The sequence below is a fragment of the Cytobacillus pseudoceanisediminis genome (assembly GCF_023516215.1).
Taxonomy (GTDB): domain Bacteria; phylum Bacillota; class Bacilli; order Bacillales; family Cytobacillaceae; genus Cytobacillus; species Cytobacillus pseudoceanisediminis.
Map to the genome: position 1 here is coordinate 2740380 of NZ_CP097349.1, position 13536 is coordinate 2753915.

Below are 13536 nucleotides of genomic sequence, written 5' to 3' on the forward strand. Positions count from 1 at the left end.
TAGTATCACTTTTTTGGTTTTTATTTTACATATTTCGCTATATTATTCCAAATTAGTACAAATTTACTAGATACATATTTTTGTAATTAATGTAATATTTTCACTGTTGCAAAATACATAATTTTAGGAGATGCATAATGTTGAACAAACGATTTTTACTTATGGCAGTAACTTTGATTTTATTTGTTACATCTTTAGGAATTACTACCCCTACAAAAGCTGCGGGGAACTCTTGTCAACCTTATATTTGGCCAGCTCAAGGAACTTTGACATCAGGATTCGGGAATAGATCAGGTGGCTTTCACTATGGTATTGACATTGCAAAGTCCGGTTCTGTTCCTGTAAGAGCTGCATACGCTGGAATTGTCTCAGAGGCGTATAATAGTTCTAGCTATGGTAATGTGGTAATGATTGAGCACAGGGGTGGGACAGCAGAAACAGTTTATGCTCACTTATCGAGCTTCTCGGTAAAAAAAGGAGATGTCGTAAGCCCCTCACAGCAAATTGGCTATATGGGTAACACCGGGGATTCTTCTGGTCAGCATTTACATTTTGAAACTCACAGTGGCTTATGGAATGGATCAAAATCCAACGCAGTGAATCCAATTCCATTGCTTCCAGACTCAACTACTTCAGATATTTGTTGGGATGGCTTAATGATGAATAAAGGCCAGGTTGGTCGTTTAACAATCTTAAAACCTATTAAGCTATGGAAACGCGAGGCAGATGGTAGTCTCACTTATGCTAGAGGATTAAACCCTGCTGAAGTTTACCGTGTTTATGGGTATGACGACAAACATGGCGGCCAATATAGTGTTGGTGGAGGCTACTATGTAACAAATATGGCAGGCTACGTTAAGTATGAAACACCTTCACAATGGAGAAAAGATGCCTTAAAAGAATACTATGGCGAATAAAATTAAAGCCCTTCTCAATGAGAAGGGCTTTCTATATTTATTTTACACGAAGCACTTGCCCTACATAAATAGTGTAATTTGCATCTAGATTATTCCAATCTCTAATCTGCTGAATTGAACTACCGTAAGTTCTGCTTAGAGAATAAACAGTATCACCAGAGACAACAGTGTGATAGACTGCTGAGTTCTTCTTAGAAAGATTAAAGCATTTCACAATCCCATTCACATGGCCGCGGGCAAGATTTTCAATAAAGGTACTTGATTTTAATTTAGCTGCATCATTGGCATTATCGATAAATCCATTTTCCGTTAAGAGGGCCGGCATTGCAGATTCCCTTAACATATGAAAATCAGCCTGCTTCTTACCTCTATCATAGAAATCTACGAGCTTAATTACCTCTGAATGGATGTTATTTTGGTAAGTCGTTGTAGGCGCCCCTACTCCTGGGTAAACATAATCTTCATATCCTGTACCGCCGCCTGCGTTAATATGAACTGACAATAAGAAATCAGCTCCCCATACATTGGCTGCGTTTGTACGTTCAGATAAGGAAACAGTCTGATCTCCAGTACGACTCATTTGAATTGAAACATTATCATATTCAAGGGTCAAAATATCCTTAATACGTGTAGCAATCTGAAGTGTTAAATTCTTTTCCTGTAGTCCGTTTCCAACTGCACCTGGATCTGTTCCGCCGTGTCCTGGATCAATAAATACTTTTACCATGTTTAATCACCTCTAATATTATTTTTATTCCCGTTAATATTTAACTGCTTGTACTCCTGTCCTTCATTCCTACATGACAATCACCCCTTTCAAGACATAAGAAAAGCCACCCCTGAAGGGCAGCTTATTTTGGCCATTGATATCGTTTAGCTTGTTGACTATCCTCGATACCCCTTGTTGTTGGATCATTTAAGGCATTCCACACACTTACCACAATCAAAAACAAAACATAAGGATTTGAAATTGCACCAGTTAACAAATTAAAAACAGAACCCCAAGTAGTGAGGTCCTGTGCCGTCAAACCAAAATATCCGAGTATTGGAGCAAAGAATGCGAGAAATAGCTGTGAGAGAAACACAGGGTTTTTAAATCGTATTTTCCAATTAATCATTCTAATTTCCTCCTTATGCTTTAAATACCTCAAATACAATTGCTATACTACCACCCACAATGGCGACAATTGTAGCTGTAATTAGTGCAGTAGTAATAGTACGCTTAAGCCACTTGGTATCCTCTTTTATCTCCTTTAAATCACCCTGGATGTTCTGAATGGACTGATCTTGCAGTAATGTCTTATCCTGCAATCGGCGAATATCACCTTTCATATCCTCTATATCTTTTCTAACTGACTCTTGCCAAATATCCAATGTGCCCGCCTCCTGTGTCACCCACAATCCCCCTTGAAGGCAAAATAAAAAGCCCTATTAGGCTTCTTTCTTTTCTTCTATTATTTTTATTAGCGCATCTTGCTGAGCAAGCAATACAGCATTCTCTCTCTCAAGCTTTGCAATTCTTGATGTTAATGTGTCGACAATTAAATCCATGTCAATTGGCAGCTGGTTTGGATCCACTCATTTCACCTCCTTCATTTAGTCTCGCCTCTAGTTCGGCAATTTTTGTTTCTAACTCATTAACCCTTTCCTGCAGGTTCTCCGGTTCAGACTCCTCCGGATTCGGACGTTTCACTACGGGATTCAACTTTACCATCATCAATCACCTCGATTACTCTAGGCTCGATGTAAACGAAATCTCCACTGTATGAGCCATCAGGCATCGTTTTCACAGTCATTAGCCGATGGAATAGCTTGCCGTCCTGGTCGTAGAATGCGAGGGTGTCCCCGCCCAGGTACGTCACTAATAGCCGGTAGTCATAGCCCTCACCGTCTTCAACGATGTACAAGTCGTGAAGGACTGGCATTGTGCTATCGTAGTACAAGTCGAACTCAACCGCCGGAAGGGCGAAGGAATCGAGTGTTCCCTCTCCTACCTTAACGGCTTCATTCGTATAATCAAGTTCAAAACCGGTCATAAAACGGCGGTTCTGAATAGTAATACGTTCGATCATTTAAACGCCTCCTGTCGGTTTAAGGTTCGAATAAAATTAACAAGCGTACGGGGATGGAGTAAGAATTCGACGTGTCACCTACAACGCGGTTCAAGTGTATGCGGAAACCAGAACCAGACTGATTGTAGACAGCTGCCGCGAACCTGTATGAGTTATTTCCAGACACCTGTGCCTGTACGTGGAAGATGTTCTCAGCACCACTGAAGTTGTAATCGCGATATCCGGTAGTTTGGCCTGCGTCACAGGTGACGATAAGTTCATCGACGAAGAAAACGTTGTTGGCGTTCTGAACTCCATGAATGCCCTCGATATAACTTGATATTTGGACACCCGCGGCCCAATAGTACTGATTGTTATCTGCCCGAAGTAATGGCCGAGGTAGATACGATTTATCCGTATAGAAAGCAGCGTAGGTCGTGCCGTCTGTGTCGGTGTCTAACCTCATCATCTGTATATCCGCGCCATTTCCGGTTCCTCGGTACTGCCACACTTCGAATCCAAAGCGTTTGTTTGAAGCATTTGGGGTACTGTTATCTCGACCGGTAACTATCGATACGCCAGACCAATACGTAGGATTAGAGGTGCCCCCTCCTGTCGTGTAGTTGTTAAGGGCGATAGACGGGATAAGACCGTCCGTATTGCCGTCCTTAGTAGCCCTCATTATTAAGCGACCGCGGTCGACGCCTGCGATATTTGTACCGTATATCTCCGTCCTCTCGAGGTCCTTACTTGCCCTGTACCAAGACCTTGATGTTGTGCCGTCGCTTTCCATGAACCCTAACCGTAACTCGTCGCGGAAACTGTGAATACCAAGACTTAGTGTTCCGTTACCGGTGTCACGCTCGTCTCGGATGATCCCCACGCCAGCTCCGTTCACCTGGTCGTCGAAAATCCAGAAACCTAGCTTATTAATCGCGGCTATCTTGTTTCCATTTCGGAATGCTTCGATCTCCCCGTTGTTAATGATAACTTTACTTCCAAGTCCATCATCAGTTTCAAGCTTTACACCTGTTAGTTCACCTGCGGTAACCTTACCAAGATTGGCGACAATCGCGGATAAATTCGATACGTCGATGTGATTCGCTTTGATGACGTTAGCTTCGATTTGCGTAGTGCTGTCAACGATGTTTGGGCCTTGAGGGCCCTGAGGACCAGTGGCTCCTGTAGGGCCTTTTGGACCTGTAGGTCCTGTGTCACCTTTACTTCCTAGTGGACTAAAGTAAATATCGTAAATTTGATAAGTAGACTTTACACCGTTAAAGGAACTGTCTACATGAAGAACTAAGTTTGCTGGAGCAGCTACTGTACGTAATAGATTCCCATTATGATAATACCTTATATTCACATTGTCATAAGTTATGGCAAATACGTCACCAGCTGAATAAGTGGCAAATGTGGAACCTCTGCTGCTGCCACTTTCATAGATCCCGACATTTCCATTTGATTGTAGATAGAAGGCATAATCTAAAGATGTATAGGAAACATTGGTGGTAGGGTCTGTATTAAGCCCAAACATTATAGATTGATTATTTTGTGCTGGCTTAAACGTTAAGAAAGCTCCTGAAATATAAGATTCCGTGGAATAAGCTTCACCAGTCCAAGTTCCACTTCCTGTTGGCTTAAACAGCCTGTTTTGGTCATCTACAGTAACGCCGTTTACATTCCAAGTTAACGCAAATCCTGGAGTGCCTTGAGGTCCTTGTGCTCCGGTCTCTCCTTTTTCTCCCTTCATCAGCACCCAATTGTACTTAGATGGATCTGTCGAATCTGCAGCAGTGTAATCTGTGTAAGTGCCGATATAAGTTTTCCCTACTGAAGAGGTAGTACTGAAACCTGATGTCCCTGTTGAATTAGTGGCCCACGCTGTATGGAAGTATGGAGTCCTCCCATCAGCCCCAGCAGGACCAGGCAAACCTTGTTCCCCATCAGCTCCCTTTATCAGAGTCCAGGCATATTTAGTTGGATCCGTTGAATCTGCAGCAATATTATCTACATAGATACCAATATACAATTTATTAGTAGAATCACTCACAGAAAACCCTGTTCGTCCATCCGCACTATTTGCATAGGCAATATGAGTGTAAGAAGAAAGGCCATCAGTACCCTTTGGCCCTTGAATACCTTGGTCACCCTTGGGACCTTGCAGCCCTTGTATACCCTGTGGTCCTTGAGGGCCTGTGTCTCCTTTTTCTCCTTTAACTAACTGCCAAGTATATTTTGATGGGTCACTAGAGTCTGCTGCCGTAAAATCGGTATAGGTTCCAATATACGTTCTGCCAGTTGCATCAGTCGTACTAAACCCTGATGTACCTGTAGCATTATTAGCCCATGCGGTATGAAAATATGGAGTTTTACCATCTGCACCCTTAGGCCCGGGAAGTCCTTCAGCACCATCGGCGCCCTTAAAAAGTGTCCATTTATATGAACCAGGATCCGTTGAATCATCGGGGATGTTATCAACATAAACCCCAATGTATTCTTTGTTAGTTGAATCAGAAACCGAGAATCCGACCGTTCCGTCACTGCTGTTGGCGTAGGCAATGTGGGTGTACGATGATATCCCGTCTTCGCCTGGCGGTCCTTGAATACCCTTATCACCTTTCGGTCCTTGTAAACCCTGCAATCCTTGTGGACCTTGTTCCCCTTTAGGACCTTGGGGGCCTGCAGGACCTTGCTCGCCGTCCTGTCCATCATATAAATCAACAATGGTAAATTGGCCTGTTTGAATCACTTCTCCCTGGAAACCGATGTCCACAAAAAATGTTGCTTTTGTGTCTACATCAGAAGACGCAACTGCCATAGACTTTCCTGCACGTGCAAACACCATATCGCGTAAACCGTCTTTATCATGCTTAGTCCAGCTGTATGAATAAAGATCTCCGTCTGCATCTACCTCGGTTCCGGTTAGAAAAACACGAGCTGATAAAGTTGTGGTGCCGACTCCGTTCTTAAACACATCACCTGCAGAGGATTCAACATTAACGATAAGCAACTTTGCCAACTTGCGCTGAATCTCAAGCTGCATCGAATTCCAGAGTGCGTGAATGTCTTCCTCGCTGTACTCGATGAAATCACCAAGCAAGAATTTTTTCTTCGATGGATCGCTTATTGAACGCTCCTGAGTATGCACACGGGCATCAAGGTAAATCGGAGGCTCGAACTTTGAATCCTTAACACGAATCGTATCGCCAAAACGAACCTTTTTATTTTTATTCCCAAGTATATTCTCAAGGTCAACCGCTTCAGCTGTATACTCGACAATTGCATTAATCCTCTTCTTTAGCTCATTCTCAGTCAGCGTGGTCAGCATTTCCACTGTCATGTCTTGATCATTTGACTGTGGCTCGTACTTTTCGATGATGTGAGCCCGCTGACCAGTCGCAGGGTCTATCCTGCCCCATCGCTGCCATGCATCAGAATCAGAAACCATCACTTCTAAACGGGTACCATCTTCACGTTCGGGCCCGATACCCACAAGAGCAGTGAGGATATTGTCCGTGTCCTCGTTGCGCTCAATGCCTATTAAATCTTGGCCAAATTCTACCTCGCGTCCTCTCCACTCACCTACACGCTGAACCAGGTCAACATACCTTCCAACAATTCTGTTAGATCTGACTTCAATACGGAACTGCAGTTCCAAGTTAAATTCAGTCGAAATCATCTGTAAAAGCGAGTAAGGATCTGTATGCTTTTCAATATCAATTGTCCGTGTTCCATATCCTTCAAGCCTGCCTGCCCGCCATTCAGTACCTCCGACTGCTAGTGTTACAAGTATAGATAGTGATTGTGACGAACGTTTACCAGGTGATATTACTTTTGCTTTCCGGAGTTCTAAATACGATGCATTTGATTTGACCGATGTGAATAGACCACCTTGTCCACTTCGGTATTTTCTCGCGTTACTAATAATAAATTCAAGGTATCTGCCGTCTTCATCAGGGATAATAACTCGGTTTCTTTTTCCTAAATGACTTGCAAACTGCTTATCCCCAAACGTAAGAAAGTCATACGTTTCCATTGAATCCCGGAGCGATTTATGATGAATATCATTCCAAAATTCACCAATGTCAATGACGGACAGTATTTTATCTGTTAAACCGTCCACTACATGAATCATTTAAACCTCACCTTAAACGTGACAGACGGATTAAATGCACCTGGAGGTAATAACGTCAAAAGGTTATTTCCTTTATTGAGCATAAAGTATCGAGCCCCAAACGCTTTAAGATCTGTGCGATCTATTCCGTTGATCAAAATGTCTCTGGTTTCATGGTTGAATGTGATTATATCCCCTGGGTAGGCAATGTATGGCGTTTGGTCAATTGCTGCCTTTGATAAACTGTATACTCGAATATAGTCAATCCGGTTAGTGTGGGGTGATGCACTGTTTCCGTGCTTCTCGATGAATATCGCAACATATTTCAACTTGCCACGATGTGCGTCATCAACTGTCGTCCACGTTTGGGTTAACTGATTCACATGTGTACCGTCCCCCATAACACGTGCCACATAAAATTCGAAGGTGTCACCCGTCCTTCTTAACCTTAGGTAGACTGGGAAGTTCTCCCACTCGTACCGGTAATTACGAGAGCTGACTGCGTAATTAACGAAATCCCCGACATAAGGTCCAACTCGTCCCTCAGCTGACTTACGGTGCATTGAAGTGATAATATCAACTGCATTCATCATCGCGATGTTTTGCAATTGATCGTCAAATAAAGAGAATCCTACACGACCTGTTTCCGGAATGCCTGACAATAACTGACCTCTCAGCTCAACCTCAAAGTCGCCCGTTAATGGCACCTCTTTGTAAACAAAAGGACCATGATATGAAGAACCAGTACCGTAAGAAGGTGCAGTGATCCCGGCTCCGTCGTAGCCTATCGTTCCTTCTGATGATCCCATTCCAGGAACCACTGGCTGCCATGTGCCGATTGTAGATCCGTCCTCAGAAAGTAATGATGTACGAGTGTCGACCGGAGTGGTTGTGACCTCTGCCGGTTCACCAATTAACATATATTCCTCCACACCTTTTTGAACCATAGCAAATGTGACTTTCTGTGTAACTTCCAGGTTAATTACTGGGGGAGTCTCCGCAGAACCACTATTTGTGATAATACCATCTTCAGGGAAGGGATCCGTTTTTTCTTCTCCGTATTTGTATGGATCCGGACAGACAAAAGTAATGATTCCCTGCCCAATATGAAGGGCTTCTTCTATATCAAAAGAACCGTCAACCACAGCATAATAAGTTCGATTCGGTCTTTTATCAAATATCAAAGGAGCAGGCCTTTCAGTAAGCAACCACTCTCCAAGTTCCTCTTCCATATTACTTAGTTCATCATCATCAATTCCTTGAAAAAAACCGGTTGCTGAATCACTCTGACTAAGGTATCAGTGCTTTCCAAATGGGCACCAGGCATCCCTGGTAGAGTTAGTAAATTTCTAGATACAGGGGCAAACACAGACTCCTTTCGTCCCTCATCTTCACAAAAAAGAAAAGGTTTCCGAATCCCGTTAAAAGAAAATGAAAAAGTCAACGCGCTCACCCCTTTGAAAACTTACTTTTTCTGTCTTGATTAAACTCTTGTAATTCCGTAATATCATCGACAACCATTTCAGCCAGAACTCTTCTATCTGGAGTAACCATTTGGATGATCATAGGCTGTCTTGTGCCCATAGTGGATGCAATACCTCTTCCAATAGCACCTAGGGTTTCCTCGTTTAATGGAAGTGCTGCTTCTGGTCCAGCTTCTCCAGCCCCCTGTAGCATGCCCCCGTGCATTCCGAAAATAGTTGGCTGTGTAAAAATAGCTCCCTTTGCGTTCCACTTAATACCTATCTTAGGTACTCTCGGTGGATTCAGGCCAAAGTCGCCTGAAATCGTAAATTTAGGTAGTTTCGGCATTTTTATTTGCGGAATCGATAGTTTCATACCTGTGAAAAATCCTTTAATATCGGAAACAATCCCACTGATTTTTTCTTTTGCCGATTGAATGGGGAGAGAATTTTATCCTTTGCTTGATTCATAACCCTGGATGCTCCATCTCGCAAACTATTAAATTTGCTAATCGCCCCATCCTTCAGTTCATTGGCTTTATTCACAAATTTTGTTTTCAACTCCTGTCCTTTCCTCACAGCATCTACAGTTAATTCAACAACCTTTCTCACAGCCTTCACCTTTAATTCATCTACTTTTTCCACCGCCCCATCCTTCATGTTGTTAAACCATTTTACAAAGTCCTTCGCTAATTTCGAGGTTGTTTTTGATATCCAAGAAGTGAACTGATCCCATTTCTTGCTTAACCAGTCCGAAATTTCGCCCCAATTTTTAACAGCATACACAATCCCAATAATGGCAGCTACTACTGCCGCAGCAATTGCAATAATAGGAAGAATCGTGGTCATCAGTGCTCCTACACTAATACCTGCAGCTCCCGCGGTAGTTGCTATTGCAGTGAATATCGGCGCCAAAACTGCTCCTACTGCCACCAATGCTCCAATGGCAGTTGTTGTTATGACAATCCCTTTGGTCAGTTCTGGATTTTCACTGGCCCATTCAATAATTTTTGTTGTGAACTGTGTAACATCTGTTACAAGAGGACGCAAAGTATCTCCCAACTCTTTTAGTGCCATTTGATGTTCAACCTCAGCTTCATTTGCTTCTATAAGGGCTTTATTGGATTGCTGATAAGATTCATAAAAGCTCTTTACCCCTGTATCTGACAGAGTTTGCAAAACATAATCGGTCTCTGAGCCATTCTTTTTAGCCTTTGCCAATCCTTCATTAAATGTTTCAAGGGACATTCCGCTTCGCTCTAATAGCTCAGCAAATGAACCTGCTGCTTCGCCAACCGCAAAAGTCTCTTGAATACCATCTGCAATACCTTCAGTGGATAATGTGTCAGAAAATTGGACGTATGCACCATTAACGTACTCAATCGCTTCCGCTAATTGATTATCATCGAATCCTGTCGCCATAAGGTTAGATACGGTCTCTACTGCTGCACCTGTATCTCCGCTTACTGCGGCAACTTTTTTAAATGATTCCTCAATTTTTTCACCCGTAAAACCCCATGTTTCAGCATTGGACTGTAATCTTGAAAGTTCAGTACTTAGCTCTTTTGTGCTTTCTGCAAGACCAGCGACAGCTGCAGCTGGGAGGGCTCCAGCTAAAGCCTGTGCTCCTCTACCCAGCATACCTAATTTACTTTCTGCTCCTTCAGCACTTTCCTCAACATCATCCAATCCCCTTGAAAAACGTGTCATTTCGGAACGCGCTTGGTTCAGACGAGTTTCTAACTGCATAACTTCCACAGAATTTTCTCCGTAAGCACGACGGGTTGCCTCTAGTTGTTGCTCTAAATTATCGACTGCTCTCCTGGCCATATTCATCTGTTGGGTATATTGTTCCTGGGCAAGTGCAGCTCGATCAGCTTCAGTAGCATTCTCTCCAAGTTGAGCTCTCTGAAGTTCAAAAGCACTGGTTAATCGCCTTTGCTCTGCTTCAAGTGTATTGGCATCATCCTTTAGCTTATTAAGCTCATCTTGTGCTTCTCGGGCAGCTATTGCTTCATCTGTCAGACCAGCATTAACACGCTCCATTGCCTGCTCCAATTTGGTGTGGGCATTTTCTGCAGTAAGCAATTTATTGTATAACTTCTGCAGATCTTCTGCAGTAGCACTTGAGTCATTGGACATGGCTTCAAATTCTTCACGGAGCATGCGCACCTTTTCGCTTGAAGCAGTCATCTGTGTTTGAAGCTTCTGCTTCTCAGCTCGAAGCTTCTCAGTTTGGGAAGCATTTTTTCCCATGGCTTGAATCTGATTTGTATATTCCTTGGCTGCAGTCTGCATGACCATATTGATCTGTTTAAGCGTTTGGGCATACTGCACCTGCCCATTCATTCGGAAATTAAGCACAACATCTCTTTGTCGTTCTGCCATTTATCTCACCTCCTAATTAAAGAAATGGCGTTTGGTCAAGAGTGTATATTACTGATGATTTTTCTTTCACTAATGCATCTGGATTCGTATACTTCAGATGCATAATGAATTGCTTTAGCAAGTGATTAGGAGTTATGTTGAAAAAATCGTCCATAGCCAACCCTAAAATCGTATTCCCGACATAAAAATAAAAATCCCAATCCAATTCGGATTGAGATTTAGTTTTGTCAGTGAATACGTTCTTTACTTTTTTCGGTTTTAATTTTCTCCATATCACTTTTCTGGAAGTTTTGATTACTGAAGATATCAAGTACTTTTTGAAATATACCAGGTAGATCAGAAAGTGGAATAGAAGTTTCAATTTCTCTTGGGGTACAATCTGTACCACCGGCTTTTACCATGGCATAGATTAAGGCATTCATTAATCTGATTTCGGTTTTACCTAATGTTAGTTGCTTTTTCTGCAGCATCCGATTGATATCTTTTTCAAACACATGGTATGGCTTACCGTAAGCTTCTTCAACAAGAGGAAAGCTTTTAAATGTAAAAATAACAGGAATCGTAACACCCTGGATGTTAATGGTGTCTCTATTAATATTAACATTTACTAAATCCCTAAGCTTGGCCACTTATAATCACACTCCAGTTGGGAAAAGAGTTTCTAATTGAGACTGATCTGCTACAACTTGCTCCATAAACTCTTCAGCAGTAATGCCAGTCGCACTATCACGAGCAGAATTAAAGTCAACCTTTGTAACTTTATTAAATAATAACGGTGAAGCTGTCATGACCAACTGCTGTGTCGGAATGGTCGATTCTTCAGTAGCAGATGTATAAGACTCTTGTGGTGGTGTCACCTGGACTCGAGGATACCAGCGAGCGATTTTAGACCCATCATTCAACGGAGCAATAAAACCTACTGCAAAATATGGCAGTTCCTTAACATCTGAAGTTTCAAATACAATCCCTTTTGTGGCCAAGTACCCCATAATTTTATCTGTCACCTCAACCGGAAGAGCCGTGTGATCTAGAGTTAAGGTGAAGGTGGAGTTCTTAGTAGCATTAACAAACAACTTGTTTGAGGCCCATTTTGTGGCCGTTGTTGGATTCCCTTGAATTCCAATTGTTTCAATCGTCGGTAAGCTATAAATCTGTGTATCATAGGCTGGAATTGATGCTGCTGTATCTTTCCCACCAGTCATAGTTGCAATATATAAATTTTCTACTCCAACCGGATAAAGCATTTCTTGAGCTTTTGTCATCATAACCATCCTCTCCTATCTAAACATTCTTTGAGCCATAATATCTATAAGCCTTTCCTGCTCATCATCGACTGTGTTACGGACAAAATGTTGCCCTTTGACTCTTCCTTTTCCGCTGGCTTTTTTATGACCGTGTTCAACCATGTACCAGTAGTAAGCATCTTTTTCAAACTGGACCGAAACATAATCATTTTTAATAACTATCTTCAGACTGTCCCTCAAGTGCTTCTTATTTTTAGCAGACGTTTTAATCCTGCTTTCCAATTGACTAACAAAGTATTCAGCAGCTTGCACCAGTTCATCCTTTTCAACTGACTGATTAACATTAATCATCGTTCTTAAATCATCTAAAGCCTGGGCAAAACCATTGTTATTGGCCATTAGTTTACGCACCTCACATTAGTAATGAATTGCGTGATGGTGTTGTCATTTTCATCATATGGGAAGCCTTCAAAACTACTGTATTCTACTTGATGCTTATTAAAGGCCGCTTTTAATGGTTCGTAATCAATCTCTGTCCCATTAGTAATTAAGGCAATTTGATACAGAGGCATGGATTTAAGAACTTTTGAGGATGACCGCTTTTGAGTCTCATTAACAAATTCATAAATGATATAAGGATAATCCGCAGTTGTTGGAGCGTCATCCCGATAAACTGGGATTCCGGATTCTTTCATGATGGAACGCAGCTGTTGGAGATTAACCTGCATAAGATAAACTCAACTCCATCAATCGCTCATCTTCTTTCGTGTAGATGCGTTCGATATTATATTTTTTCCTTTGATTTCAACGCGATAGTCTTTCTGATTGTCTTCTATCGCGCGATCCAGCCGGACCTCAATTTTTTTAACCACTTCATTAACGTCTCGTTCGGCAAATATTTTGTCGGTGGATGTTACTCCTAGATTTCTATATTTGATTTCACGATCAAATGGATACCCCATAACAACCCGATCAGTGGCTGGATCGATGGTCTCGCCAAGCCTCAAAAGATTTGCTGTCCATTTTAATTGATTAGTTCGTCTCGGCATCAGAATACAGCTCCTATGTGACCATTGTATTATCAGTTTCTTGTGAGGTAGTATCCAATTCTGAATAATTCTCCTGGACAAAGAAAGGAGTTAAAGCATCAAGTGCCTCTCCAAGTTCCTTTTCCGAAACCCGATACTCATAAAAGATTCCAGCAACCATAATCACTAAATACTCCACCTGACGGCCAAGTGCATTTTGCACATATGTTTTTGCCTGCTCCACATAAAAAGGGAGCATGGATTCATCCATGCCCTCTTCCCAGTGAATATGTGATTTTATCTTAGTGACATATTCCTCGTTGGTCAT

At 42.1% G+C, this 13536-nt stretch carries 15 protein-coding genes and 1 pseudogene; 1 reads left to right on the forward strand and 15 read right to left on the reverse strand.

Going from position 1 to position 13536, the window contains the following annotated elements; genetic code table 11:
- Positions 1-137: 137 nt before the first annotated feature.
- Complete coding sequence (locus M5V91_RS30505; protein ID WP_369425878.1) at positions 138-917, forward strand: M23 family metallopeptidase; 780 nt, start codon at positions 138-140, stop codon at positions 915-917.
- A gap of 37 nt (positions 918-954) precedes the next feature.
- On the opposite strand, the gene M5V91_RS14645 is transcribed toward M5V91_RS30505, so the two are convergent.
- From M5V91_RS14645 to M5V91_RS14715, 15 genes and pseudogenes are all read right to left on the reverse strand, one after another.
- The gene (locus tag M5V91_RS14645) at positions 955-1644 is read right to left on the reverse strand and encodes an N-acetylmuramoyl-L-alanine amidase (RefSeq protein WP_284521289.1); all 690 of its coding nucleotides are present in this window, start codon (positions 1642-1644) and stop codon (positions 955-957) included.
- A 124-nt stretch (positions 1645-1768) separates the two neighbouring features.
- Positions 1769-2035 carry a phage holin gene (locus M5V91_RS14650; RefSeq protein WP_284521290.1) on the reverse strand — a complete coding sequence of 89 codons (267 nt, stop codon included), beginning with the start codon at positions 2033-2035 and terminating at the stop codon, positions 1769-1771.
- Positions 2036-2048: 13 nt separating this feature from the next.
- Positions 2049-2312: a hemolysin XhlA family protein gene (locus M5V91_RS14655; RefSeq protein ID WP_252246294.1), complete on the reverse strand. Its 264-nt coding sequence runs from the start codon at positions 2310-2312 to the stop codon at positions 2049-2051.
- 36 nt (positions 2313-2348) lie between these two features.
- The gene (locus M5V91_RS14660) at positions 2349-2495 is read right to left on the reverse strand and encodes a hypothetical protein (RefSeq protein ID WP_252245775.1); all 147 of its coding nucleotides are present in this window, start codon (positions 2493-2495) and stop codon (positions 2349-2351) included.
- 86 nt (positions 2496-2581) lie between these two features.
- Positions 2582-2989, reverse strand: coding sequence for a hypothetical protein (locus tag M5V91_RS14665; RefSeq protein ID WP_284521291.1), 408 nt, complete (start codon positions 2987-2989; stop codon positions 2582-2584).
- A gap of 19 nt (positions 2990-3008) precedes the next feature.
- Entirely contained in the window at positions 3009-7106 is a 4098-nt protein-coding gene (locus M5V91_RS30985) for a phage tail spike protein (protein ID WP_284521292.1), read from the reverse strand.
- Positions 7103-8317: a distal tail protein Dit gene (locus M5V91_RS14675; RefSeq protein ID WP_284521293.1), complete on the reverse strand. Its 1215-nt coding sequence runs from the start codon at positions 8315-8317 to the stop codon at positions 7103-7105. Before M5V91_RS14675 ends, M5V91_RS30985 begins: the two co-directional genes overlap by 4 nt.
- A 217-nt stretch (positions 8318-8534) precedes the next feature.
- Complete coding sequence (locus tag M5V91_RS14680) at positions 8535-8924, reverse strand: phage tail tape measure protein (RefSeq protein WP_284521294.1); 390 nt, start codon at positions 8922-8924, stop codon at positions 8535-8537.
- On the reverse strand, positions 8921-10936 hold the full coding sequence (locus M5V91_RS14685; RefSeq protein WP_284521295.1) for a hypothetical protein: 2016 nt from the start codon (positions 10934-10936) through the stop codon (positions 8921-8923). Before M5V91_RS14685 ends, M5V91_RS14680 begins: the two co-directional genes overlap by 4 nt.
- Positions 10937-11163: 227 nt before the next feature.
- The gene (locus M5V91_RS14690) at positions 11164-11565 is read right to left on the reverse strand and encodes a hypothetical protein (protein WP_284521296.1); all 402 of its coding nucleotides are present in this window, start codon (positions 11563-11565) and stop codon (positions 11164-11166) included.
- A gap of 6 nt (positions 11566-11571) precedes the next feature.
- Positions 11572-12201 carry a major tail protein gene (locus tag M5V91_RS14695; RefSeq protein ID WP_284521297.1) on the reverse strand — a complete coding sequence of 210 codons (630 nt, stop codon included), beginning with the start codon at positions 12199-12201 and terminating at the stop codon, positions 11572-11574.
- A gap of 12 nt (positions 12202-12213) precedes the next feature.
- Positions 12214-12579, reverse strand: coding sequence for an HK97 gp10 family phage protein (locus tag M5V91_RS14700; RefSeq protein ID WP_284521298.1), 366 nt, complete (start codon positions 12577-12579; stop codon positions 12214-12216).
- The gene (locus M5V91_RS14705) at positions 12579-12908 is read right to left on the reverse strand and encodes a hypothetical protein (RefSeq protein WP_284521299.1); all 330 of its coding nucleotides are present in this window, start codon (positions 12906-12908) and stop codon (positions 12579-12581) included. Before M5V91_RS14705 ends, M5V91_RS14700 begins: the two co-directional genes overlap by 1 nt.
- Positions 12898-13229 (reverse strand): annotated as a pseudogene (locus M5V91_RS14710) (hypothetical protein). Before M5V91_RS14710 ends, M5V91_RS14705 begins: the two are co-directional and overlap by 11 nt.
- Positions 13230-13242: 13 nt before the next feature.
- A complete protein-coding gene (locus M5V91_RS14715; protein WP_284521300.1) occupies positions 13243-13536 on the reverse strand; it encodes a head-tail connector protein in 294 nt (97 codons plus the stop codon).